General features: G+C 70.2%; 17 protein-coding genes, 1 tRNA gene and 1 pseudogene. 3 read left to right on the top strand and 16 right to left on the bottom strand.

Translation table 11 applies throughout. From position 1 onward, the window contains the following. Nucleotide 1 precedes the first annotated feature (1 nt). The 6 genes from ACFVYN_RS17755 to ACFVYN_RS17730 all read right to left on the bottom strand — a co-directional run bounded on the left by ACFVYN_RS17755 (nt 2) and on the right by ACFVYN_RS17730 (nt 9689). Nucleotides 2-1555 carry a Wzz/FepE/Etk N-terminal domain-containing protein gene (locus tag ACFVYN_RS17755; RefSeq protein WP_389999072.1) on the bottom strand — a complete coding sequence of 518 codons (1554 nt, stop codon included), beginning with the start codon at nt 1553-1555 and terminating at the stop codon, nt 2-4. Then, nucleotides 1552-2922, bottom strand: coding sequence for a Wzz/FepE/Etk N-terminal domain-containing protein (locus tag ACFVYN_RS17750; RefSeq protein ID WP_389999069.1), 1371 nt, complete (start codon nt 2920-2922; stop codon nt 1552-1554). The genes ACFVYN_RS17755 and ACFVYN_RS17750 overlap by 4 nt, the downstream gene beginning before the upstream one ends. Then, complete coding sequence (locus ACFVYN_RS17745; protein ID WP_389999067.1) at nt 2919-4187, bottom strand: glycosyltransferase family 4 protein; 1269 nt, start codon at nt 4185-4187, stop codon at nt 2919-2921. The genes ACFVYN_RS17750 and ACFVYN_RS17745 overlap by 4 nt, the downstream gene beginning before the upstream one ends. After that, entirely contained in the window at nt 4177-5493 is a 1317-nt protein-coding gene (locus ACFVYN_RS17740; protein ID WP_389999064.1) for a nucleotide sugar dehydrogenase, read from the bottom strand. The genes ACFVYN_RS17745 and ACFVYN_RS17740 overlap by 11 nt, the downstream gene beginning before the upstream one ends. 73 nt (nt 5494-5566) lie before the next feature. Next, nucleotides 5567-6937, bottom strand: coding sequence for a sugar transferase (locus tag ACFVYN_RS17735; RefSeq protein ID WP_389999061.1), 1371 nt, complete (start codon nt 6935-6937; stop codon nt 5567-5569). A 928-nt stretch (nt 6938-7865) separates the two neighbouring features. Next, nucleotides 7866-9689, bottom strand: coding sequence for an ABC transporter ATP-binding protein (locus ACFVYN_RS17730; RefSeq protein WP_389999058.1), 1824 nt, complete (start codon nt 9687-9689; stop codon nt 7866-7868). 168 nt (nt 9690-9857) lie between these two features. On the opposite strand from ACFVYN_RS17730, the gene ACFVYN_RS17725 reads away from it, so the two are divergent. Next, a complete protein-coding gene (locus ACFVYN_RS17725; RefSeq protein WP_389999056.1) occupies nt 9858-12818 on the top strand; it encodes a GH59 galactosidase in 2961 nt (986 codons plus the stop codon). Nucleotides 12819-12870: 52 nt separating this feature from the next. Here the strand turns inward: ACFVYN_RS17725 and ACFVYN_RS17720 are convergent. From ACFVYN_RS17720 to ACFVYN_RS17685, 8 genes are all read right to left on the bottom strand, one after another. Then, nucleotides 12871-12944, bottom strand: a tRNA-Pro gene (locus ACFVYN_RS17720). Between the two features lie 47 nt (nt 12945-12991). Continuing rightward, nucleotides 12992-13156, bottom strand: coding sequence for a hypothetical protein (locus ACFVYN_RS17715; protein ID WP_389999053.1), 165 nt, complete (start codon nt 13154-13156; stop codon nt 12992-12994). Between the two features lie 82 nt (nt 13157-13238). Next, a complete protein-coding gene (locus ACFVYN_RS17710) occupies nt 13239-14564 on the bottom strand; it encodes an MFS transporter (protein ID WP_389999050.1) in 1326 nt (441 codons plus the stop codon). Nucleotides 14565-14688: 124 nt separating this feature from the next. Further along, complete coding sequence (locus tag ACFVYN_RS17705; protein ID WP_389999047.1) at nt 14689-15639, bottom strand: catechol 2,3-dioxygenase; 951 nt, start codon at nt 15637-15639, stop codon at nt 14689-14691. Then, nucleotides 15639-16721: a 4-oxalomesaconate tautomerase gene (locus ACFVYN_RS17700; protein ID WP_389999044.1), complete on the bottom strand. Its 1083-nt coding sequence runs from the start codon at nt 16719-16721 to the stop codon at nt 15639-15641. Before ACFVYN_RS17700 ends, ACFVYN_RS17705 begins: the two co-directional genes overlap by 1 nt. Then, nucleotides 16718-17422 carry a 4-carboxy-4-hydroxy-2-oxoadipate aldolase/oxaloacetate decarboxylase gene (locus tag ACFVYN_RS17695; protein ID WP_389999041.1) on the bottom strand — a complete coding sequence of 235 codons (705 nt, stop codon included), beginning with the start codon at nt 17420-17422 and terminating at the stop codon, nt 16718-16720. The genes ACFVYN_RS17700 and ACFVYN_RS17695 overlap by 4 nt, the downstream gene beginning before the upstream one ends. Continuing rightward, nucleotides 17419-18168, bottom strand: coding sequence for a PIG-L deacetylase family protein (locus ACFVYN_RS17690; RefSeq protein WP_389999039.1), 750 nt, complete (start codon nt 18166-18168; stop codon nt 17419-17421). Before ACFVYN_RS17690 ends, ACFVYN_RS17695 begins: the two co-directional genes overlap by 4 nt. 48 nt (nt 18169-18216) lie before the next feature. Continuing rightward, nucleotides 18217-18867, bottom strand: a complete 651-nt coding sequence (locus ACFVYN_RS17685) for a GntR family transcriptional regulator (RefSeq protein ID WP_389999036.1) — start codon at nt 18865-18867, stop codon at nt 18217-18219. A gap of 212 nt (nt 18868-19079) precedes the next feature. Here ACFVYN_RS17685 and ACFVYN_RS17680 point away from each other — a divergent pair, with 212 nt between their 5' ends. Next, complete coding sequence (locus tag ACFVYN_RS17680) at nt 19080-20558, top strand: MFS transporter (RefSeq protein ID WP_389999033.1); 1479 nt, start codon at nt 19080-19082, stop codon at nt 20556-20558. Between the two features lie 349 nt (nt 20559-20907). On the opposite strand, the gene ACFVYN_RS17675 is transcribed toward ACFVYN_RS17680, so the two are convergent. Continuing rightward, nucleotides 20908-23052, bottom strand: coding sequence for a DPP IV N-terminal domain-containing protein (locus tag ACFVYN_RS17675; RefSeq protein ID WP_389999030.1), 2145 nt, complete (start codon nt 23050-23052; stop codon nt 20908-20910). A 235-nt stretch (nt 23053-23287) separates the two neighbouring features. Between ACFVYN_RS17675 and ACFVYN_RS17670 the strand changes: the two genes are divergently transcribed. After that, complete coding sequence (locus ACFVYN_RS17670; protein WP_389999027.1) at nt 23288-23881, top strand: alpha/beta hydrolase; 594 nt, start codon at nt 23288-23290, stop codon at nt 23879-23881. A gap of 117 nt (nt 23882-23998) precedes the next feature. On the opposite strand, the pseudogene ACFVYN_RS17665 reads toward ACFVYN_RS17670, so the two are convergent. Continuing rightward, nucleotides 23999-24211: pseudogene (locus ACFVYN_RS17665) on the bottom strand (hypothetical protein); the annotation flags it as partial.

Here is a 24211-nt window from a genome sequence, read left to right as displayed (position 1 = left end):
CCTACCGCACCTCCTGGTCGCTGTCCGGGACTCGTGCGGCCCACATCGGCTGTCGTTCCGTCTTCGCCTGGCCGTCCCCCACTGCCTGAACGGCGTGGGAGGTACCCCCACCGTTCTGCCGGGCCGTCCGCTCGTTGTGCCCCCGCAGCGCGATGTGCAGCCCGTCCCAGAGCGTGCCGTCGGTCCGGTCCCGCGGATCGGGGTCGATCAGCACCACACCGACCACCGCGATGTGCTGGTCTGCCAGTTGCCGCGCCACGGTGTGCAGCCATGCGGCGCTGCCATGCCCGGCACGTACGACGAGCACGGTCCGGGTGCCGAGGTACTGGAGGTCGGTCCACGCGGTGCCGGGTGCCACCGATCCGACGCCGAGCAGGCGCCCGTGGTCCGGCACAGTGGTGGCCCGTTGACCGCTGACCACGGTGGGGTCCCCCGGCTTGGGGCGGCGGCCGGAGAGCTCCGAGCCCGGTAGACCGTCGACGACCACCACGGGCCCGTCGGTCGCCAGTGCCCTGGCGACGTTCAGGGCGATCGCGCTCGTGCTGCGGGCACAGCCCAGTTCCAGCAGCGACAGCCCTTCCGCGGAGCCACGCGCGGTGCGGGCCAGGGACGCGGTGAGCCGTTCGCGTGCCAGCCGGGTCCGTCGGCGCTGCCACGGCCTGCCCGACCGGCGGGGCAGCTCCGAGATGACCGAGGCGCCCAGGTTCGCCGCGATGTCCCGGCGCAGTACGGGGCGGTCCGCGACCACCACGCCGACCGCGGCCAGCGCGAGCCCGAGGAAGAGGCCGAGGACGAGCCCGATCCCGGCGTCGGTGGCAGCGGCCTTGGGCAAGGAGTGCCGTACCGCGCTCGGGGCGTCCACGATCTGCGTGCCGGCGACCACCGCGGGCGTGCCGGTGCGGGCGTCGGCGGCGCGCTGGTCGAAGTCGGAGATGCGCGAGTTGAGTTCGGCCCGGCGGGCGTAGAGCGACTCGATGCTCGCCGCCCCCGTCGTCTCGCCTGCCGTGGCGCGGTCGTTGATCTCCTTGTTGACCGCGGCCAGCTCGTCGCGCGTGCGGTCACGTTGGTCGAGCAGGGCCTTGGACTCGGCCTGCGCGATTGCCTTCATCCGCTGCACGTGGTCCGCGACGAACGCGTCGGCCAGCGCCTTGGCCCGGGCCACCGCCTGCGCGTCGTTGTCGCCGGTCACATCGATCTGCAGCAGGTTGTTGGTCAGGCCGGTGCCCCGGTAGTCCTTCATGAAGTCCTCGGGTTTTTCCGGGGACTTGAGGGACTTCAGGGCCGCGTCGGCGATACGCGTGGTCTGCAGCAGCGCGACGTCGGTGCGGATCAGCGTTCCGGTGTCGTTCGGCTGGTCCTCCGCGTGGGCGACCAGCACCTTGGTCATCGCGCTCGGCGGCGGCGGCATCAGGACCGCCACTGCCGCGCCGGCCAGGAAGCCCAGGACCGCCATGGCGCACCACAGGCGGCGACGCCTGCGCACCGCCACCACCAGCGCCTGAAGGTCCAGGAGGGGGGTGGCTGCCGACTCCGGTGACGTCGTGTTCGTCGTCACGCCCGACCTCCCGTCGCGCGGCCGGGAACCACGAACGTGAGCGTGGCGTCGTCCGGCAGGTCGGCGGCAGGACGCGTGGCGCGGGCCCGGACCGGTCCTGCGACGACGACGCCGACGACCTCGTGCCGGCCGTCCGCGCACGCCTCGGCGATGCCGGCGAGCTCCTCCGCGGTCCAGCTGTTCGCGCTGAGGACCACCACGGCACCGTTCTCCGTCCCTCGGTCCGGCACGATCGGCCGGTCCACCGACACCTCCACCACCCGCAGCAGTGGATCGTTCTTGGCCTCGGCGAGGAGCTGACCCGCGGCCCGGCGGGCGATCTCGTCGCCGTCCGGTACGACGACCAGCAGCCGCCGGGGCGCCGGCAGCTGCTCCCGGAGGCGGGCGCACACCCGCCGGTAACGGAGCCGTCTGCCGGCCTCGTCGCCGGAATTCCGCAGGGCCGGTACGTCCCACGGGGTGTCGGCGCCGAGGAGCCGGAGGATCCCGGCTCGCCGGCCCACGCCCTGCGGCCCGTGCGCGGGCCATTCACCGGACACGTCCACGGCGCCCAGCGGCGTCGAGCCCAGTGCCGCGGCGATCTCGAGTTCGGTGCGCAGGCGGCGGTTCATCCGTGCGGCGACGAGATGGCCGACGACCGCGAGCAGGAAGAACACCAGCGCTCCGCCCACGATGAGCTGAATCCTCGTCGGCGGCGCCTCACCGGTGGGCCGGGCGGCCTGTCCCATGACGACCATGCCTGACTTGTTGTTCAACGGGGCGGCCTCTTGCAGCTTCTTCATGGCCGCCTCCAGCGAGGTGCGCAGGTTCTCGAGCGCCGTGCGGGACTGAACGCTCTCCACGGTCTGTCCCGGATCGGCCGCCTTGGCCAGGTCGGAGATGCGCCGGTTGGTCTCCGCCACCTGCTTGCGCAGCGCCTCGGTCTGCGTGACCACCGAGGCGTCGACGCCGCTGCCCGCGACCTCCGCGGCGAACTGCACGAACTGCTGGGCCGCCCCGTCGGCGAGCCGCTGCGCGCGCTCCGGGGTGTCGGCCGTACCCGAGATCGTGATGATGTTTCCGTCGGCGACGGTGGCGCCCACGCGGTCCCGCAGCTCGGAGCGGCTGACGTCGGACCAGTGCAGAGCGTCGGCCGTACGGTCGACCACGGTCAGACTGGTGGCGATGTCGACCTGGGTGAGCAGCTCTCGCTCCTCCCACACCCCTGGCAGCAGTACCGGTGCCGACGCGGTGTATCGCGGCGGGAACACCAGCACCGAGGTGCCGTAACCGAACAGTGCGCCCACCACGGCGAGGACGGCCAGAAGCCGCCACCGCCGACGGAGTATCCGCCCGATCGTGACGAGGCGGATGGTGTCTTCGTTCAACTGCGCTGCCTCTTCTTCCTTGTGCGCGCCGGACCGCTCGCCGACACCGCATCGCGGTCCCGGCACGCGGCGGCATAGGCGGCGAGCAGCGACGCCTGCGAGTTGCGCCAGGAAAGCTGCCCGCCTATTCGCTCCTGGCCGATCTTGCCCATCCGGGCCCGTTCGTCCGGATCGTCCAGCAACACCGCGATGAGCTCGGCGAACCGGCCCTCGTCGTTGGCCGGCGCGTAGACGGCGGCCTCACCGGCGGAGACGCGCGCCTCCTTCAGGTCGAACGAGACGATCGGCCGGCCCATCGCCATGTACTCCAGGACCTTGTTCATGGTCGACACGTCGTTGAGCGGATTGCGCGGGTCGGGAGAGAGGCACACGTCCGCGGTGGACAGGTAGCGCACCAGGTCGGCGTCCGGAATGCGCCCGGTGAACTGCACCTGCTCGGTGAGCCCGAGCTGCCGGGACAGCTCCACCATCGCGTCGAACGCGTCGCCGGAGCCGACGAACACCGCGTGCCAGTCGGTCCGCCCGAACTCGTCGCGCAGTTCGGCAAGGGCGCGCAGGGCGTAGTCGACGCCGTCCTGCGGACCCATGACGCCCAGGTAGCACAGCAGATGGGGCTTGCCGCGCTTCAACTCCGGCTCGGACGGGACCGGTTGGAACCGCTCCGTCTGGGGCGCGCTACGCACCACGAAGACGTCCTCCGGCCGCTTGCCGCCGCGGCTCACGGCGACGTCCCGGTAGCTCTCGTTCGTGGCGAGCACGACGTCCGCGGCCCGGTAGGTCCGCCGTTCCAGCGCACACACGGCGCGGTAGAGCAGGTCCTTGCCGCGGTCGAAGCGGGAGAGGTACAGCTCGGGCACCAGGTCGTGCTGGTCGAACACGAATCGCGCGCCACGCCGCCTCAGCCGGCGTGCCGACAGGAACAGCAGGTCGGGCGGGTTGCAGGCGTGCACCACGTGGACCGGGCCGACCTTGCGGGCGAGCCGGGCCGTATGCCACAACGCCGATCCGTACTCCTGCAGATAGCCGGCCGGTCCTCCGGTGGCGGCGCGCAACGGGTAGCGGTGGATCCGCACCCCGTCGATCAACGCCTCCGGCTCCGTGTCTCGCTTCTCGCCACGGGGGCAGATGACGTGCACCTCCCAGCCCGCGTCACGCAGCGTCGTGCACTCCTGCCACACCCGTCGGTCGAACGGCACCGACAGGTTCTCCACCAGGATCAGCGCGCGTCGGCCCGAGCCGTCGCCGCTGGCTTCGTTACCAAGCAAGGCCCACGTATCCCGGTTCGGTCCGGCGCGTCTCGGCGTCGGGAAGGCGGACGAGGTCGACTATCACCGGGCCGCCGCCATGAGGCAGGGCAGCGAGGACGGCCGGGTCTTTGGTCCCGACCAGGCACACCTCGGCATGGTCGAGCACCTCCTCGACGGAGTCCGCGAGCAGCTGCGCGAGGTGCGGCAGCCGGGTCTCGATGTACTCGCGGTTGGCACCGATCAGCCGGGAGAGGCTCACGTTGGCGTCGTGGATCCGCAGGTCGTACCCCTTGCCGTGGAGCCGCTCCGCGAGCTCGACGAGCGGACTCTCCCGGAGGTCGTCGGTGCCGGGTTTGAAGGACAGCCCGAACATGCCGACCCGGCGCTTTCCGGTGCGCTCCACCAGGTCCACCGCACGCTGCAGATGGTCGGAGTTGGAGGGCAGCACGTGGGCGAGGATGGGCACCGAGACGTCGGCCCGCTGTGCCGCGTGGACCAGACTGCGCAGGTCCTTGGGCAGGCAGGAGCCGCCGAAGGCGAAGCCGGGCCGCAGGTAGGCGGGGCTGATGTTCAGCTTGCGGTCGGCCAGGAACACGTCCATCACCTGGTGCGAGTCCACCCCGAGCGCCTGGCATACCGCGCCCAGCTCGTTCGCGAAGCCGATCTTGAGGCCGTGGAACGCGTTGTCCGCGTACTTGATCGCCTCGGCCGTCGGGATCGGCACCCGGAACACCTCGCCGGGCAGGCCCTCGTACAGCGCCGCCACCACGTCGCCGCTGGCCGGGTCGAGCTCGCCGATGACCGTCTTGGGCGGGTCGAAGAAGTCCTGCACGCTGGTGCCCTCGCGCAGGAACTCCGGGTTGACCGCGACCCCGACGTCCACGCCGGCAGTGCCGCCGATGTGCTTCTCCAGGATCGGTACCAGAAGGTTCAGGCAGGTGCCCGGGAGCATGGTGCTGCGGAACACCACCGTGTGCCGCCCGCCCCGCTCGGCCAGGGCGGCGCCGATCTCCTCGGTGACCCGCTCCAAGTACGTGGTGCACAGGCTGCCGTTGGGCTCCGACGGGGTGCCCACGCAGATCAGCGACACCTCACTGCCCATGATCGCCTCGTGGACGTCGGTGGTGGCGCGGAGCGCTCCGGTCCGCACGCCGTCGGCGGTGAGTTCGCCGATCCGCTCCTCGACCACCGGGGCCTTGCCGTCGTTGACCAGGTCGACCTTCACCTGGTTGACGTCCACGCCGATGACCTCGTGCCCCATGCCGGCCAGGCACGCGGCCGACACGCAGCCCACGTAGCCAAGCCCGAACACGCTGATTCTCATGACCCGTTCCTCCCCCCAGGCAGGCCCTTGTGGCCTGCGCTCTGCCCGCCGTCAGGACGGCGCCCCCCGCACATCAGTAGGCCCCCTGGCCGTAGAGCACCGCGCGCAGCGTCTTCCACAAGATCACCGCGTCCAGGGCGAGCGACCAGTCCTCCACGTACCGCAGGTCGAGGCGGACGGCCTCCTCCCATGACAGGTCACTGCGTCCGCTGATCTGCCACAGGCCTGTGAGGCCGGGCTTGACCAGCAGTCGTCGCCGGATGTCCGGACCGTACTCGGCTGACTCCTCCGGCAGCGGAGGGCGCGGACCGACGAGCGACATCGATCCGGTGAGTACGTTGAACAGCTGCGGGAGTTCGTCGAGCGAGTACCGGCGCAGCACTGTTCCCACCCGGGTCACCCGCGGATCCCGGCGCATCTTGAACAGCAGCCCCGCGCCCTCGTTGCGGTCGGCCAACTCGGCACGTGCCCGGTCGGCCCCTACGACCATGGTGCGGAACTTGAGGATGGTGAATTCGCGGCCGTCCTTGCCGACCCTGCGCTGGCGGTAGAACGCCCCGCCCCGGCTGTCCGTCACCACGAGCATTCCGACGACGAGCATCAGCGGCGCGAACACGATCAGCAGGATCGCCGCGCCCAGCCGGTCGGCGACCGCCTTGATCACCCGGCGGCCCCCGGTGAACGTCGGCATGCTGACCCGCAGGAGCGGAATCCCGAGCACGGCGTCGACGTGCAACCGCGGGCCGGCCACCTCCATCAGCACCGGGGCCACCACCATCTCGGCATCGCTGCCCTCGAGGTTCCAGGCCAGCCGCTGCAGCCGGCCCGGTGTCCAGTACGGGTCCGGTGTGAGCGCGACGACGCGATAGCCGTCGTCCTCCACGTACTTGGCGACGTCCGTCAGCCGGCCGAGAACCGGCACTCCGTCCAGTTCGTCACCGTCGAGCCCGCTGCCGTCCGTCGTGCACACCCCGTCCACCCGCCATCCGAGGTGCGGGAACTTGCGGGTGCGGCTGATCAGGTCGCGCACGGTGGCCGGGCTCCCGGCAGCGAGCACCGGTCTCAGACACTGCCCTTCCTTGCGCTGCTTGTGCAGCCCGAGGCGGAGCACATACCGCGCGGTCATGGTGACGAGCGCGATCGCGGGGATCGCGACGAAGATCCAGAGCTTGATGTTGCGTGAGGTGAGGGCGATCCCGCCGAGCGCCAGCACGACGGTCGCCGCGAACAGCGAGCGTCCCAGCCGGCGGAATTCCTCGGCACCCTGGCCGAGCACGGCCGGAGCCCACGCCCGGCCCACCGCAAACGCTCCCAGCACCAGCAACTCGGTGCCGAAGGCGAGTATCCCCCATTTCTCATGCCAGTTGGCCGCGTCCCGGGCCCCGAAGAACTCTCCGATCGCCGCCACCACGAAAGCGGTGGTCACGGTGTCGCTGGTGATCACTGTACGGCGGTACCGCTGCTCCCAGTCGTTAGCCGACTGGCCGATCGCCCCGTCCGTCAGACGCTCGTGCGCCGACGCAACGGGGCTGACTATTCCCCCGTCTCGCACAGCGCACCCCCGCTCCCCAGTGGTATGACGTGGTTGCCAGACACCGTTCCTCCCCCCGGGAGGCCCCCGCCTCCCGCAACGTTTGTCCCCTCGCAGGGCCCCCCGCCCCGCGGCACGCTGTTCCTCTCCCGGAAGACCTCGCCTTCCGCGCAAGACATATCGGACAGTTCAACGCTGCGCGAGCAACTCACCTCGGCGGCAGCGCACTACACGTCCCGCCACCCTCTTCGAGGTGCGCGGGAACCACGAGGACCTCGGATGCTCCCCGCACCCGAACCCCCTCGGGCTCCAAGAACTGTTCACCCCCGAGCCTGGCGCCGAGACGTTTCTGCTCGGCGTCCGCGACCCTGTGCCCACACATCACTATTTGTCGCTTCGTGTCCCAGCATGGGCAGCAAGGTCAATCTAGACCATGGACACCCGTCTGCAGAGGGGGATGTGTGGAATATGTGCTTACGAATCGGAGATGGCGCAATGGGGCCCTCACCGCAGCGGACGCTTCGGCACGAGGGCGGACCACCTGACCTGCGATGACGGGAGCCTGGGGGTGCAGGATGGCGTACCGCGGGGTGGCCGACGGGTGGCACGGCCGGTCGAGACGCCGGTAATCCGCAGGCCGGGAACGGCGGAAAGGGGCTCCGCAGGCTCCCGCCCGCGAAGACCCTTCGCGCCGCAGGGACGACAGGGTGTGAACCTGCGCCCCCTTGGCCCCCAGAAGTGACAACCCCAGAAACTCGTCGAGAACGTGGGGTGCTCCTCGCTCTCCCCGCCGAGAGCAAGGCCGGCACCAGCGACCGGGCACCCACTCAAGGGAACCCCGTCAGCGCAACTCGGCCTTCACGGGGTCGTCCTCGCTGTCTTCGAGGAACCCGCCCGACTGGTGGCGCCACAGCTTCGCGTACGGGCCGTCCAGCGCGAGCAGTTCCTGGTGGCTGCCCTGCTCCACGATCCGCCCGCGGTCGAGGACGACGAGCTGGTCCATGCCGGCGACCGTGCTCAGCCGGTGGGCCACCACGAGTGCCGTCCGCCCCTCCATGAGCCGCCACAGCGCCTCCTGGACCAGGATCTCGCTCTCCGAGTCCAGGGCGCTGGTCGCCTCGTCGAGCAGCAGGATCGGTGCGTCGCGCAGGATCGCCCGGGCGAGGGCGACGCGCTGGCGCTGTCCGCCGGACAGCTTGACGCCGCGCTCGCCCACGAGGGTGTCGAAGCCCTCCGGCAGCGCGTCCGCGAACTCCGTGACGTGGGCCGCTTCGGCGGCACGGCGGATCTCGGCGTCGGTGGCCCCGGGCCGGGCGAAGGCGATGTTGTCCCGCAGGGTCCGGTGGAACATCGCCGGGTCCTGCGGCACGTAGGCCATCAGACTGCGCAGGTCGGTCTGGCGCAGCCTGCTGATGTCCTGTCCGCCGACCAGGATCCGGCCGCCGTCGATGTCCTGCATCCGCAGCAGCAGCCGGGTGAGCGTGGTCTTGCCGCCGCCGGAGCGGCCGACGAGCCCCACCTTCGTCCCGCCGGGCACGACCAGGTCGAGCCCCTCGAAGAGCCGCTCGGCGCCCGCGTGGGCGAAGCTCACCCCCTCGAAGCGGACCTCGGCGGGCCCGGGCAGCAGCGGCTCGGGCGACGGCGGGTCGAGCACGGTCGGCGGGGTCAGCAGCAGTTCGGTGAACTGCGCGGCCTCCGTCATCGAGCTCTCCAGACGCCTGTAGATCTGATTGAACTCGAACATGATCCGAGTCGCGTTGGAGTAGTAGGTGAAGGCGACCACGACCGCCTCCACGCCGTGCTCGCCCCCACTGAGGGTGACCGCGAGCAGCAGGCCCAGCGCGTTGGTCAGCACCGACATCGGCGCGACGAAGGTGTCGATGCGCAGATTGCCGTAGTCCCACGACCGGAGCATGAGCCGGCGTGAGGCCGCGACGCGGGAGCGGTGCTCGGCGGCCTCGCGTTCCTCGGCACCGAAGGCCCGGACGGTGTCCATGTTCATCAGGCTGTCGGCGACGTGCCCGGAGACCCGGGCGACCGCCGCCTCGCGCTCGGCGACCAGTGCCTGGCGGCGCCGGATGAGGGGCGCCGCGCACAGCGCCGTCACCGCGATCATCGTCAACAGCCCCACGACGAGCAGCGGTTCGTAGCGCCAGAGCACCACCGAGCCGAACAGCAGCGGCACGACGTTGCCCACGACCTGGAACGCCAGGGTGTCGACGAACGGCTCGAAACGGGTGGCGAAGCTCAGGACCCGCTTGGTGAGCGACCCGGCGAAGTTGTCGTGGAAGAACGTGGCGTCCTTGGCGAACAGTTCGTCCATCCCGATGACGTACAGCTGCTCGATGCCGAGGGCGTCGAGACGGTTCATGCAGTGCAGGGCGACCCGCCACAGCGCTTCCGCGAGCAGCAGGACACCGGCGAAGCCCAGGACGTACGGCAGTGCCGACCCGATGGTGAGTCCGCCGCCGTCGGCGATGTCGCCGGCGAGCTTCGCGACGATCAGCGGGGCGATGTAGTTGAGGCCGATGCCGCCCAGCGCGAACAGCAGCATGGCGGGAGCCGTCAGCCGGCGCAGCCGGGCCAACTCCCGTCCGTAGTAACGGAGTGCGAGAAGCACCGCACCCCTGCGCGGGGTGATCTTCTCCAGCTCAGGCGTCTGCATTCTAACCCTGTGTGTAGGAGGAGTAACGGTCCGAGTTCGGCAGTGTCCCGCGGCGACACCCGCGCGGTCCACGCGTTTTTCCGCAGGCCACGCCCACGGGGACGGGTGAAATCTCAGGTGACGCAAGGGGATTGACGCAGAAAGCGCTTGCCACCTACGGTCCCCCGAATGGGTAAGCAGCGAAGATTCGGATGGGCGTCGCTCGCGGCGGCGACCACCATGGCACTGGCGGCCGGAGTGACCGCGGCACCGGCCGCGCACTCCGCGGACGATCCCGTGCAGATCGTGGTCGACGGGAACGACGTACGCGCCGGCAACGTGAACGGCCTGACCTACAAGGGCCTCGGTCTGCTCAGCTGCAACAGCACGAGCAATCTGCTGATGGACTACAAGGCGGAGCACCCCGACCGCTACTGGCAGCTCGTCAGAGTGCTGTTCGGCGGCAGGAACCCGCTCATCGACCACGTCAAGGTCGAGATGGGGTCGGACACCAACACGTCGACCGGTTCCGATCCGGCGACCATGCGCACGGCGGACGAACTCGCCGACGCGTCCCGCTCCCCCGGCTTCCAGCTGGCCGCCGACGCCAAGACCGTGAACCCGGGGCTCAAGGTCTCGATCCTGCGCTGGGTCATGCCCCAGTGGGTCCAGACCGAGTGGAACAAGGGCACCGGCACCGACGAGATGTACAAGTGGTACAAGGAGACGATCCTCGACGCGTACCAGAAGTACGGGTACATGGTCGACTACGTCGATCCGGACACCAACGAGACCACGAAACCCGACCTCTCCTTCGTCAAGTGGTACAAGAACGCCGTGGCGAAAGACACCGAATTCAGCGACCCACGCTATGGATTGACGTCTCGCCAGCAGCAGGCGGCCGCGAAGGCGTACCACGCCATCAAGATCGTCGCCTCGGACGAGAACACCACGAAGAACATCGGCCCGGCGATGCTCACGGACACCGAACTCTTCGGCTCGGTCGACGCGGTGGGCTACCACTACACCACCGAGGACCGGCTCGACGGCGCTCCGGACAGCCCCACCTACCGGCCCTACTCGAAGCTGGCGACCGGTGACAACGCCCACGGCCAGGACAAGGAGGTCTGGTACAGCGAGGGCGTCGGCTCCTTCGGCTGGACGGACTACCGGGTGGCCAACACCGAGGGGCCGGGCGGCGCGAGCACCGGGATCGGCGGTGTGCAGAGCGCCCTCGACATCGCCAACCGCTCCGTGAAGAGCTACGCCGACTCCAAGCGGACGCACTACATCTTCCAGCCGGCGATCGGGGCCTTCTACGAGGGCGCCCAGTACAGCCACAAGGAACTGGTCAGCGCCCGCGACCCGTGGTCCGGGAGCATCCACTACGACGCCGCCGTGTACGTGATGCAGCACTTCACCCAGTTCGCGAAGACCGGCTGGGAGAACGACACCAACACGGCCGGCATCTGGCGCACCGTGCCGGAGGCGAGCTACAGCGGGGTGAGCGGCACCGAGAACGTCGACGGCTCGAACGGCGCGCCCAGCTACATGACACTCGCCGACCCGAAGAAGAAGGACTTCTCCACCATCGCCGTCAACGACAGCGACCGGACGAAGACCTACCGGATCAAGGCCGAGAACATGGACCTGGGCGGCGATCCCACGATGGAGGTCTGGGAGACCCGCGCGGCCGACCCCGGCCAGGCCTACGACGCGAACTTCAAGCACCTCGCCGCCGAACTCCGCCCCGACGGCGACGGCTTCTACACCTACACCGTGCAGCCGCGCTCGATCGTCACGTTCACCACGCTCGACCGCAGCCACGACAAGGAGACCCGGCAGCGCCTGCCCGAGACCGCGGCCCGCACCGTGCTCGACACCGACCCGACCGGCAAGCGGCACGACACGCGTGACACCGTCCTGTACGCCGACGACTTCGGGTACCAGGAGGAGGGCCGGGTCCAGGTAGGCACGGACAACGGGGCCCGCAAGGTCTCCGAGTCGTACCTCGACTCCCGTGGCAACCAGCCTCGTTACCTGGTCGACCAGACCGGCGCCTGGGAGGTCGGCAGGGACACGGACGGCGACAACGTCCTGTACCAGTACCTGGACCAGTCCATGAAGGACACCGGCGCCTGGAACCGGAACACCCCCAACACCACGGTCGGCGACTTCCGCTGGGAGAACTACAAGGCCTCGGTCGACGTCTCCTTCCCGGACCCGCAGGGCGGCGTCGCCACCCTGGGCGTGCGCCAGCAGAAGGGCATGGCCGCGACGGACGCCGCGTACAGCATCGGGATCGGCCCGGGCGGAAACTGGACCCTCTCCCGGTACGGCACGGCGATCCGCACCGGGACGGTCGCCGCGTCCGACGGCTACCGCCTCGCCGTCGAGGCCAGGGGCGCGACCGTCACCGCGTACGTGGACGGACAGGCCGTCGCCACCTACCTGGACCCGGCGCCCGTGACCGAGGGACGCGTCAAGCTCGGCACCGACTTCCACCGGACCGCGTTCGACGACCTGAAGGTCGAGAAGGTCGCCGGATACACCCCGTACGCCACCACACTGACCGACAACATGGACAGCTCGGTCGCCTACGACGGCACCTGGAGCCGGAACGCCGCCCTCGGCGACGCGATGAACTGGTACCGGTCCACGTCGACCAGCGCGACCGCCGGCGCGACGGTCACCGTCCCGTTCCGCGGCACGGGCATCGACGTCATCGGCGGCAACGACGGAAGCGCCGTCCTCGACGTCTCCCTGGACGGCCGGCCCGTCGCCCGGGACGCGAGGACCACCGCCACCGACAAACGCCAGGCGACGTACTCGCTCCGCGGTCTGCGCGACGGCAGGCACACGGTGACCTTCACCCTGAAGTCCGGGAAGATCGTCCTCGACGCGTTCACCGCGCTCTCGGGGGACGTGGACGGCCAGGTCGACACGACACCGGTCCGCACTGCCCTGGAGGCGGTGGGCTCCCCGGACCGGAGCGACTACACGGCCGACTCCAGGGCCCTGTTCGCCTCCGCACGCACGGCCGCCAGGGCCGCGGTGTCCGGACAGCGGGGCCTCGACACCCTCGGCGTCGAGCAGCTCGCGAGCAGGCTCGGCGACGCCTACGCCGGGCTGGTCCGCGAGGAAGCCTGACCAACGCGAGCGGCGGGCCCGCCATTTCTGGCAGACCCGCCGCTCGTCACCGTCGGGACGACAGGATTTGAACCTGCGACCCCTTGACCCCCAGTCAAGTGCGCTACCAAGCTGCGCCACGTCCCGGCCGCGATGCCACGGAGTTCCGTGTGATCGCGCAGGTAGACCTTACCTCACGCGCGCGGCCGGACCGACTGGTGGGCTGTCAGCACCGCCCGCGCCGCCTTGTGTGTCTCCGGACTCGTACGGCGCCCCGACGGCTGCATGGTGGTCCAGGAGGTCACCGACCAGGAGCCCTGGGAGGTGGCGGGCGACCTGCTGCGGATGGCCGTCGGCATCACGGTGACGGCCTTCGACGACCCCGTCCAGCGCGGCCGGGTGTTGTCGATCGCGCTGGACGGGACGCGGGCGGTGACTGGATCAGTGCGCGGTGACCAGTTCCCGCTCGCTTCCGGCTGGCACCTGCCGGGAACTGCGCAGGGCGGCTATGCCGATGAAGACCATGGACGAGAGGCCGGCGAGGGCGAAGGCGGTGAAGCCCCGGTCGCCGTTGCCCGAGGCGAGCAACTGGCCGCCGAGCCAGGGCCCGAAGACGGCACCGAAGCGGCCCATGCCCGAGGTCCAGCCGACGGCCGTGGCGCGGTGGTCCGGGTGGGAGCGGATCGAGACCGTGGCATAGATCATCGTCTGGGCGCTGTTGAGGAAGACGCCGGTGAGGAAGACGACGATCATCGTGACGGTCGTCGACATGTGGACGCTGAGCAGGAAGACGCCCGCGGCGGTCAGCGCGAACCAGAGCGCGGAGATGCGCGGGGCGCCGAAGGCGTCGGCGGCCCGGCCCGCGACCAGCATGCCCAGGATGCCGCCGAGGTTGAAGGCGACCACGAAGGACAGGGCAGAGCCCAGTGCGTAGCCCTCGGCCCGCATCAGGGTGGGCAGCCAGGTGGCGACGCCGTAGACGAGGAGCAGACCGCCGAAGGAGGCTACCCAGTAGAGCAGGGTCTGGATCCACTCGTCGCCGCGGAAGAGCTTCGCGAGATTGGTCCAGCGGTCACCGGCGCCGCCGGTCCTGGCGGCGGGCACCTCGACGTCGTACCGCTCGGCCAGCGCCCTGGCCTCCTCGCCACGGCCCTTGGCGACCAGGAAGCCCAGCGACTCGGGCAGGAACTTCGCCAGCACCGGGGCGAACAGCAGCGGGACCACGCAGACCCAGAACGCGGCACGCCAGCCGACCGGGTCGACGAGCCATTTGGCGACGTAGGCGGAGAGGATGCCGCCCGCGTGGTGGGCGGTCATCAGCAGGCCGATGACGAGGGCACCGCGGCCGCGTGGGGCGTAGTCGCAGACCATGCTGATCGCGGTCGGCAGCAGACCGCCGAGGCCGACACCGGCCAGGGTCCGGCCGAGACCGAAGACCGCGACGCTGTCGGCCAGCGCGCACACGCCCGAGGCCAGTGAGAACAGGATCACGCAGGAGACCATCAGCTTCTTGCGCCCGATGCGATCGGCGATCGTGCCGGCGGCGAGGGCGCCGACCAGCATGCCGAACGTGGCGTAGCTGCCGAGGTCGCCGGCCTGGTCCGCGGTGAGGCCGAAGGTCCTGGTCTCCAGCAAATGGGGCAGCACGGAGCCGTAGACGAACATGTCGAGACCGTCGAAGAGCACGGCCAGCCAGCACAGACCGACGACCAGCAGGGCCAGTCCGCTGCCCCGGGCGGACAGGAGCGGGGAGGGGGAGGAAGACATCGTTGGTTACCTCTCGTACGTGGTGCGCCAGACGCTAAGGAGCCACGCGGCGGAGTGTCAACGCTTTTGTCAACAATCTCATCGACAGTCTCCCGCCGGGTGGCTCCTGCGTGCTGCTCGCGTCTCAGCCGACCGGAGGCGTACCGTGCGTATGGAAGGACTCGATGGTCTTCAGCCCCCAGGCCTGCCCCTTCTTCCGCTCCTCCTCGGTCCAGGTGACGAGCGGCCAGTCGGGCGCGAGCACCAGCCGCGTGAGCGGGTTGCACAGCTCGATGCGGTTGCCGCCGGGCTCGTAGACGTAGAGGAAGAACGTCTGCTGGATGGCGTGCTTGTGCGGGCCCGTCTCGATGAACACCCCGCTGTCGACGGCGAGATCGGCCGCGCGCAGGACGTCCTCGCGGGTGTCGGTCGCGAAGGCGATGTGGTGCAGCCGCCCCTCGCTGCCGGTCCAGTCCGAGGTGTAGACGACGTCGTACGACTTGTTCGTGTACGTCAGCCAGCGCGCCGCGATCTTCCCGCTGTCCAGCCGGATCTGCTCGGTGGGCCGGGCGCCGAGGATGTTCTGCTGGAACTCGGAGTTGGCGAGCACGTCGGCGGCGAGGAAGTTGATGTGGTCCAACCGCCGTACCCCCACTCCCCTGTTGGGCTTGGCCTGCGGCTGGTTCTTCAGCGCGGGCTTCAGTTCGTCGGGGGCCCGGTAGTACGCGCTCTCCCAGTAGAGGGCGTGTTCGTGGCCGTCCGGGTCGGTGGTGACGTAGAGCTTGCCGAGACCGGGTTCGTCCTCGACCCACGTGCCGGTGCCGCCCGCGTCCTCGACTGCCTTGATACGGCGGTGCAGTGCCTCCTCGCTGGAGGTGCGCAGGGCGAGCCGGCCGAGGCCGGGCTGCTCGCGGGCGGTGAGGACCAGGCTGTGGTGCTCGTAGTCGTCGTAGGTCCGCAGATAGACCGTGTCGCCGTCCTGGCCGTTGGCCGTCAGGCCGAGGAAGTCGGTGAAGAAGGCGACGCTGGCGTCCAGTTCCGGCGTGAAGAGCTGGGTGTGGCCGATGTGGGCGATGTCGCCGAGCGGCGGAGTCATCAGTGAGCTCCCAGGGGTCGGTCGGCGGCCCGGGGGAAGACGGTGCCGTCGAAGATCTTGCGGGCCGTGCGGACCACGGCGGTACGGCGGGCGCAGGGCCGGCCGTCGGGGGTGGCGGCCAGGCTGCTCTCGATGTCCAGGAACCCGGTGGGGTGTTCTATGCGCACCCGGTCGCTCCCGGGATCGATCTCCGCGAGCCCGGCGCCCACGCTGCCGTCGATCCGCAGGCCGGCGGCCACACTGGCCGCGCCCAGGACGCCGATGGAGGTGTGGCAGCGCACGGGGATGAAGGTCCGGGTGGTGACCGCACCGCCGTCGCGGGGCGGGGCGAGCAGGGTGAGCTTGGGGACCGTGGCGTCGGACACGTCACCGAGGCCCATCAGGCGGCCCGCCGCCAGGCGGACGGTGCGCAGGCGGTCGGCCAGGGCCACGTCCTCCTCCAGGTCCCGGGGCAGCTCGTAGCCGCTGGCCTTGAGGGAGGTCGCCGCGATCAGGACGGTCGGCATGCCGTTGTTCACGCAGGTCACCTCGATGCCGTCGATGACGTCGACGGCGTTGCCGGTGGGGAGCAACTCCCCGGCGCCCGGCGGGAACTCGATCACCACGGCAGCGGCCGTTCCCGGCACACCCGAGATCTCGGCGTTCCCGGTGTAGTCGACGCGGCGGCCCGGGGTCGGAAAGGTCGCGGTCGCATAGTCGCCGGTGTTGACCATGCGGATCCGGACGGAGGTCTCCTGCTCCCCAGCCGGGACGAGTCCGCGCTCGACGGCGAACGGGCCGACGCCGGCGAGGATGTTCCCGCAGTTCTGACGATCACTCACTTCTGGCCTGTCAACGGCTACTTGGAGGAAGTGATAGTCGACGTCGGCCTGCGGATCGGTGGACGGGGAGATCAGCGCGACCTTGCTGGTGAGCGGGTGTGCGCCGCCCAGGCCGTCGATCTGCCGGTCGTCCGGGCTGCCCATGATCCGCAGCAACAGGTCGTAGCGCAGGGCGGGTTCGGCGGGCAGGTCGTCGGCGAGGAAGTAGGCGCCCTTGGAGGTGCCGCCCCGCATCAGCATGCAGGGCACCTGCTCGGTCACGACCGCTCCCCCTCGTACTCCTCGTACGTCCGGTACTCGACTCCCAGCCTCTTCAGCGTCTCCCGCAACCCGTAACGGTCCAGGCCGAGTTGCCCCTCGACGAAGGCGGCGCGGGTGGCGGCCTCCTTGGCCTCGCGGGCCTCGGACCTCTCCACCGTCTCGGCCACGCGTCCGCGCGGGACGACCACGACACCGTCGTCGTCGGCGAGGATCACGTCACCCGGGGCGATCACCTGGCCGTCGATGGCGATCGGCACGTTGACCGAGCCGCCGGTGGCCTTGACGGTGCCCTGCGAGGAGACCGCGCGGGACCATGCGGCGAAGCCCATGTCCCGCAGTTCCTGGGTGTCACGGATGCCGGTGTTGGTGACGACCCCGCGCACTCCGCGCTGCTGCAGAGCGGTCGCGAACAGTTCGCCGAACAGTCCGTCCGTACAGGGCGAGGTGGTGGTGACGACAAGGAGGTCGCCCTCGCCGCACTGCTCGACGGCCGCGTGGATCATGAGGTTGTCGCCGGGCCAGCCGATCACGGTGACCGCGGTGCCCGCGACCCGTACGCCCTGTTGGACGGGTCGGATCGCCGGACCCAGCAGGCCCGTTCGGCCCATGGCCTCGCTGACGGTGGCGACGCCGTACCGCGCGAGCGCGTCGACGTCCTTCAGGTCCGCCTTCGGGGGGTTGGTGACGATCACGCCGCTCATGCCAGCTCCTTCGCGATCTGCGGGTAGGGACGCATGAACGCCTCGGCCATGGTCCTGTGGGCCAGGCCCAGGTTCGGGCCCGCGTTGCGCTTGAGCTGGACACCCCGGCGCACGGCCAGGTCGGTGTAGTAGTCCCACAGGTGCTGCTGGGCGCCGAGGCACTCCATCGCCTTGCGCTTGGTCTCCCAGACCTCGGTGATGTCGAGGAGAACCTCGGGCCTGAAGCCGCTCATCTCGGGCTGGTGGGGCTCGAAGTAGAAGACCGGCGGGGCGCCGATGATCTCGCCCTCGCCCGGGTAGCCGATGGCCTGCGCGAGGATCCGGGCCTCCAGGGCCATGCGGTTGGCGGCCGGGTGGTCGCCGTTGTACGGGTCCTCCACCGGGTGGGTGAGCACGATGTCGGGCTGGGTGGCCCGGTAGACCTCGACGAGCCTGTCGGTCAACTCGGCGGTGGCCACCAGCGGGTAGTCGCCGGCGTCGAAAAAACGGACCTCGGCGCCGAGGGTCGCGGCGGCGCGCTCGGCCTCGTCCCGGCGTATCGCCTTGATCTCGTCGAGCTTCTTGCCCTCGCGCCAGGCCTTCGCGGACTCCCCGCGTTCACCGAAGGTCAGACAGGCGATGGTGACCTTCTCATCCCGGGAGGCTGCCAGGGCGATGGCTCCGCCGGCGCGCCACACGAAGTCCCCGGCGTGCGCGGTGATCACAAGTGTCGAACGTGGAGTGGCGGGCGCGCCTGACTGCGTCATTGCGTGAATCTCCTTGGAATGGACAGGTTCGCGCCCGCCTCGCGTCGCTCAGTCGCGCAGCGCCTCGATCACGCTGGTGAGGTGGGCGCGGACGGCCTTCTCGGCCGCCTGCGGGTCCCTGGCCCTGATCGTCTCGATCATCGCCAGATGCTCGTTCAGGGAGTGCTGCGGGCGCCCCGGCCGAAGCGCCAACTGGAAGCGGTGACGCACCAGTTGGGCGTTCAGCCGCTCCAGCAGATCCACGGCGGTCCGCTGGCCCGAGAACTCCCGCACCCTGGTGTGCAGCTCCTGGTTGAGTTCGGAGTAGGTCACCGGCTCGCCGTCGGCCACGGCCTTGGTCATCGCCGTACCCAGCTCGGTGAGCTCGGCGAGTTGCTCGTCGGTGGCCAGGGTCGCCGCCTTGGCCGCGCACAGCCCTTCGAGGACCATGCGGCACTCGGTGATGGCGACCGCCTCCTCGACGGTCACCACCCGCACCCGGGAACCCTTGTTGCGGATCCGCTCGACGAGGCCCTGGGCCTCCAGATCGATGAGTGCGGCCCGGATGCTGGCCCGTGTCACACCGAACTGCTCGGCGAGCTCGTTCTCCACCAGCCGCTGCGCCGGTGCCATCTCGCCGTGCAGGATCGCCTGCCGCAGCTGCGCGAGCGCATGCTGCTTGGCCTGCTCCCCGGTGCTCGGACGGGCTTCTTTCGGCATCGTTGCCCTCCCTGAGTGAGTGCCTGTCGAACCTAAATCTAGCCAGACAAGATTGTCAACAATTTTGTCCGCCGTATCGCCTGCTTCTGCTGTTGTTGTCCAGCCCACTCCCCGTGAACTTGCGTAAGTCAATCAACTGCGATTCACTTGAGTAAGTCAAGCAATCTTGCTTGTCCCGCTTATCCCCCCTGTTCTCGACCGGAGGACCAGCCATGTCCGACGCCCTTGCCGAACCCGCCGCAACGGGGTCGCCGGCCCCGCCGAAGCCGAACGCCGTGGTGGCGGTGCTGGCCCTGGCCGGAATCGTCGTCTCGCTGATGCAGACCCTGGTCATCCCGATCGTTCCCGAGCTGCCCAAGCTCCTGCACGCGGAGGCCTCCGACACCGCCTGGGCGGTCACCGCCACTCTCCTCGCCGCGTCGGTGGCCACGCCGGTCGTCGGGCGGCTCGGCGACATGTTCGGCAAGCGGCGGATGCTGCTGCTCAGCATCGTGCTGCTGGTGTCCGGTTCGGTGGTCTGCGGCCTCGCCGACTCCCTCGTCCCGATGATCATCGGTCGGGCCCTGCAGGGGCTGGCCGCCGCGGTCGTGCCGCTCGGCATCAGCGTCATGCGGGACGCGCTGCCGGCCGACCGGCTCGCCGGGTCCACCGCGCTGATGAGCGCCTCGCTCGGTGTCGGTGGCGCCCTGGGGCTGCCCGCCGCCGCGTTCATCGCCGACAACTGGAACTGGCACATCCTGTTCTGGGTCTCGGCCACGCTCGGGGTCGTCGCCTTCGTCCTCGTCCTGCTCATCGCGCCGGAGTCCAAGGTGCGCGCCGGGGGCCGGTTCGACCTGGTCGGTTCACTGGGTCTGTCGGCCGGTCTGGTCTCGCTGCTGCTGACCGTCTCCAAGGGCGGTGACTGGGGCTGGACCAGCGGCACCACGCTCGGTCTCGGCGCCGCCGCGGTCGTGATCCTGCTGGCCTGGGGCTGGTGGGAGCTGCGCAGCCCGCAGCCGCTGGTCGACCTGCGGACCACCGCCAAGCCGCAGGTGCTGTTCACCAACCTCGCCTCGATCGCCCTCGGCTTCTCGATGTTCGCGATGTCCCTGGTGCTTCCGCAGCTGCTCCAACTGCCCGAGCAGACCGGCTACGGCCTCGGCAGGTCCATGCTGACCGTCGGTCTGGTGCTGGCCCCGCAGGGTCTGGTGATGATGGCGATGTCCGCGGTCTCCGCGGCCCTCACCAAGGCCAAGGGTCCCAAGATCACGCTGTTGACCGGCACGCTGATCGTGGCCGCGGGGTACGGGCTCAACATCGTCCTGATGTCCGAGGTCTGGCACCTCGTCCTGGTCTCCTGCGTCATCGGCGCCGGCATCGGCTTCACCTACGGCGCGCTGCCCGCCCTGATCATGGGCGCCGTGGACCCCACCCAGACAGGTGCCGCCAACAGCCTCAACACCCTGATGCGGTCCCTCGGCACCTCCTTCGCCAGCGCCGTCGCCGGTGTGATCCTGGCCCAGATGACCACCGACTTCGGCGGCTCCGCGCTGCCCTCGGAGAACGGCTTCAAGGTCGTCATGGCGATCGGTGCGGGGGCGGCGCTGCTGGCCTTCGCCGTCGCGACGTTCATCCCGCGCCAGCGCCGGACGTCACCGCAGGCCCCGGCGGACGGTCCGGTGGAGCCGGCGGGGGCCGGCGCCAGGGCGTAGGGCCGGGTCTGTGGCAGATGGATCGGCCGCCGCTCCCGCACGGAGCGGCGGCCGACCGGCGTCACGGGGCCTGCGGACCGGCCTCGGCGCCGCCGTCCCGGTGGCAGTCACATGAGCCCTGGTCGGCGGACAGCACGAAGAGGGACTCGAAGGCGTCGTCGTTCACCGGTCCCCGTCACCGCCACTGCGGCGCGCCACCCGGGCGATCCCGTTTTCGTCGGTCACCTGGACGACGCTGCCGCCCCGTCGCGGCATTCTGCACAGGACGGCCGTCATTGTCTTGCGTCGACTACGCTCACGCAGCTGAAACGCCGCCTGGCTCCTGGCCGTAGCTTCGGGAGTGTCGGGCCTAGCGGGGCACCGTGGCGGGTCGGCCCACCAGGTGCCGCTGGAGGAATTCCAGTTGGTGCCCCAGTAGCCGGGCGAAGGTGTCGTTGGTCGGTGCGGCATGTGTCATTCCGCTCAGCGGCAGCACCTCGTGCGGTTTCCCGGCGGCCAGCAGAGCGCTTGAGAGCTGGAGCGTACTGGCCACGAAGACGTTGTCGTCTGCCAGTCCGTGCATCAGCAGCAGCGGACGGCTGAGCTTCGGAGCGTCGGCAAGCAGCGAGGACATCTCATAGTGCTCCGGGTACTGGTCGGGCAGACCGAGGAAGCGCTCCTTCCAGCAGGCGTCGTAGAGCCGCTGGTCGGTGAGCGGGGCGCCGGCCACCGCGGCGTGGAAGACGTCGGGCCGACGCAGCACCGCGGCGGTGGCCAGCATCCCGCTGAACGACCAGCCGCGGATGCCGACGCGGCCGAGGTCCAGCTCCGGGTGGCGCTCGGCCGTCGCGTGCAGCGCGGCGACCTGGTCGTTCAGGGTCGGGCCGATCAGGTCACCGAAGATCTCCTTCTCCCAGCGCGGCCCGCGTCCGGGCGTGCCGGCGCCGTCCGTCACCAGCACCGCGAAGCCCTGTTCGGCGAACCACTGAGAGACGAGAGTGTGAGAGGTCTGTTCGGCCATCACCTTCTGCATCGCGGGGCCGCCGTAGGGGTCGACCAGCACCGGCAGCGGGGCATCACCGGCCCGGTGCCAGGACGGCAGGAAGAGGTGTGTGCGCAGTTCACGCGGCCCGACGGCGGCGGACTCGACACGCAGTCGCAGCAGAGGTCGTTGGGCGTGCGAGCTGATCTCGACGGGCGCGGGGCCGTCCGGCTCCGGTCGGCCGTCCCCGGTCAGGCGGTGCACGGTGGTGTGCGAGCCTGGCAGATCCAGCGTGCGCGTGGTGTGTACAAACGTGCCGCCGCGGAATGCGCCGGAGTGCACGCCCGGCTGCTCGGTCAACCGGCGTATCCCCTGGCCCGGACGGTAACTCCACACATGGCGCTCGGTGGGTTCCACGGCCGCCGTGAAAAGCACCGTCTCGCCGTCCACCGCGAGCACCTCGTGCAATTGCAGGCCGTCAGGCGTGACCGGCCTACCGTCGATGCTCAGGTGCCGGGTCTCGTCCCGGTCGAGGTAGTCGACGAGCAGGCCGGTGTCTGTCCGCGTGGGCACTCCGGGCACCAGCAGTTCCACCCAGCGCTCATCGCGCCGCTCGACCAGGAGGCTGGTTGTACCGTCTGCCGGGTCGACGGCCAGCACTCGGAGCGTGCGTTGGTCGCGGCTGAGTACGGCGGCGAACGGACCGTGCCCGTCCCAGCCGGCCACGGGGAGGTACTCGAAGCCGGCCCGGTCCCAGCGGACCTCGGTGCGGTTGCCCGCCAGGTCGGCGATCCAGAGCGTGACCTCGGCGTTGGCGGTGCCGACCTGCGGGTAACGCATCGTGCGTGGCGGCTTGGCGGGGTCGGCCGGATCGGCGATGTACCACAGCCTGACCTCCCGGTTGTCCACCCGGGTGGTCAGCAGCCGCTCCCCGTCCGGTGCCCACCAGTACGCCCGATAGCGGCCCATCGACTCGGACGCCACATGCTCCGGCAGGCCGAAGAAGACGTCCGGACCGTCCGCCGGCTCGGGCGCGGCCACCGCTCGGTCACCACGGCCGTCGACGCCGATCACCCGGAGCGCGCCGCCGGAGACGTATGCGATGTTCCGGCCGTCCGGGGACGGGCGCGGATCCACCACCGGCTGCCGGGCGGGCAGTTGCCGGACGGCGCCGGAGCCGGTATCCACCACCCACAGGTGCCCAGAGAGGGCGAACGCGGCCACCTGGGCGGCCGTGTCAGTGGCGTAGTCGGTGATCCCGGCGGCCTGGTGCCGGGCGCGTTCGCGCCGGATGCGCTCCTCCTCCGGCACCTCGTCGGTCGCGTCGCCGAGCAGCCCGGCGGGGTCAGCCAGCAGTCGCTCCGCGCCGGTTGCCGGGTCGAGCGTCCACAGGCACCCGACCGGATCGTCCCCGGCCCGGCTCCGCAGGAACAGGACACAGGCACCGTCCGCTGCCACGGTGAAACGGGCGGGTGCGCCGAGGGTGAAGCGGCGGGTGCGGGCGAGCTGTCGCAGAAGTGGGGAAGTCACCATGCCTGGCACTGTGTCATTCGTTTTCAGTCCATGCCTGCGTTCCGGGCGCCGGGCAGACGCCAACCGCACCTGCCTGGCGCCCGGTCACAGCCGCTCCGCCATACGCGTCAAGCGGGTGCGACCTGGCCGTTCCACTTCCCCAAGGATTCATGGTCAGGTAATTCCCCAGGCGGTGGTTGTGCCGGCGTTCGAGCGCCGGGGGGTCGCATGATCAGCTGGCTAGTACTCTGCGGCCATGCCTGATCCCGTCCGCTTCGCCATGCCCACTCGTTTTGACGGAGGCCGAGATCGTGTCGCGGTTGTCGTTCCGGGTGTCGGTTACTCGCCGGCCAGGCCGCTGCTGCACTTCGCCCGAAGCGTCCTGCTCCAGCACGGCTGGACGGTCCAGGAGCTGTGGTGGCAGATCCCCGAGGACTTCGCGCAGTTCACGGTGGTCGACCGGATCGCATGGGTGGAGCGGCAGGTCACCGAGGCCATCGAAGCCGAGGCGGGGGCTTGTCGGCTCGTCGTCGGTAAGTCCCTGGGCTCCCTCGCCTGCGGCATCACAGCCGACAGGAACATCCCTGCAGCCTGGCTCACTCCGGTCCTGACCATCGACCACGTTGCCGCGGCTCTCCGGCGAGCCATGGAGCCGACCCTCCTCATCGGCGGAAGCGCCGACAGGCTCTGGGATTCACGAATTGCTGCGTCGCTGCGACACGATGTCCTGGAAGTGCCCTCGGCGGACCATGGCCTGGAGCTGCTTGCGGACGATGCCGCAGGATCGGTTGAGGTCCTGCGGCAAGTCGTCTCCAGGCTGGACCGCTTCATCGGCTCGCTCGGCCGCTGAGGGCATCTGACAAGATCGGCTCGGGCGGGTTCCAGCCGCCGACGGAGGTACCCGGCATGCCGGTGGGGCCCTTTGGCCGCTTGTTGGGCCGGTAGCTGGGGCCGTTCCGCGCACCCCCTACTTGATCACCGCGTTCGCCACCACGACCACGGCCCCCAGCATCGCGTCCACCACTCCGATACCGATCGCGACCGCCCACGGGCGATGGGACCAGCGGGCCGTGACCAGGCCCAGGGTGAACAGGAGGGCGATGTTGAGGAGGAAGGCCGGGTACTCGACGCCGTTCGCGGGCCACCAGCCCCAGCCGGCCCCGGCCAGGAGGGCGACCGT

Source organism: Streptomyces sp. NPDC058307, assembly GCF_042880295.1.
In the GTDB taxonomy this organism is placed as follows: domain Bacteria; phylum Actinomycetota; class Actinomycetes; order Streptomycetales; family Streptomycetaceae; genus Streptomyces.
Note: the sequence above shows the minus strand (reverse complement) of the source record. Positions and strands in the feature narration are given on the sequence as shown.

Bases quoted from the DNA above. Each gene is read 5' to 3' on its own strand.
- ACFVYN_RS17740 (WP_389999064.1), bottom strand. From the start codon at position 5,493: ATGAGAATCAGCGTGTTCGGGCTTGGCTACGTGGGCTGCGTGTCGGCC.
- ACFVYN_RS17730 (WP_389999058.1), bottom strand. From the start codon at position 9,689: ATGCAGACGCCTGAGCTGGAGAAGATCACCCCGCGCAGGGGTGCGGTG.
- ACFVYN_RS17725 (WP_389999056.1), top strand. From the start codon at position 9,858: ATGGGTAAGCAGCGAAGATTCGGATGGGCGTCGCTCGCGGCGGCGACC.
- ACFVYN_RS17715 (WP_389999053.1), bottom strand. From the start codon at position 13,156: ATGCCGACGGCCATCCGCAGCAGGTCGCCCGCCACCTCCCAGGGCTCC.
- ACFVYN_RS17710 (WP_389999050.1), bottom strand. From the start codon at position 14,564: ATGTCTTCCTCCCCCTCCCCGCTCCTGTCCGCCCGGGGCAGCGGACTG.
- ACFVYN_RS17705 (WP_389999047.1), bottom strand. From the start codon at position 15,639: ATGACTCCGCCGCTCGGCGACATCGCCCACATCGGCCACACCCAGCTC.
- ACFVYN_RS17695 (WP_389999041.1), bottom strand. From the start codon at position 17,422: ATGAGCGGCGTGATCGTCACCAACCCCCCGAAGGCGGACCTGAAGGAC.
- ACFVYN_RS17690 (WP_389999039.1), bottom strand. From the start codon at position 18,168: ATGACGCAGTCAGGCGCGCCCGCCACTCCACGTTCGACACTTGTGATC.
- ACFVYN_RS17685 (WP_389999036.1), bottom strand. From the start codon at position 18,867: ATGCCGAAAGAAGCCCGTCCGAGCACCGGGGAGCAGGCCAAGCAGCAT.
- ACFVYN_RS17680 (WP_389999033.1), top strand. From the start codon at position 19,080: ATGTCCGACGCCCTTGCCGAACCCGCCGCAACGGGGTCGCCGGCCCCG.
- ACFVYN_RS17675 (WP_389999030.1), bottom strand. From the start codon at position 23,052: ATGGTGACTTCCCCACTTCTGCGACAGCTCGCCCGCACCCGCCGCTTC.
- ACFVYN_RS17670 (WP_389999027.1), top strand. From the start codon at position 23,288: ATGCCTGATCCCGTCCGCTTCGCCATGCCCACTCGTTTTGACGGAGGC.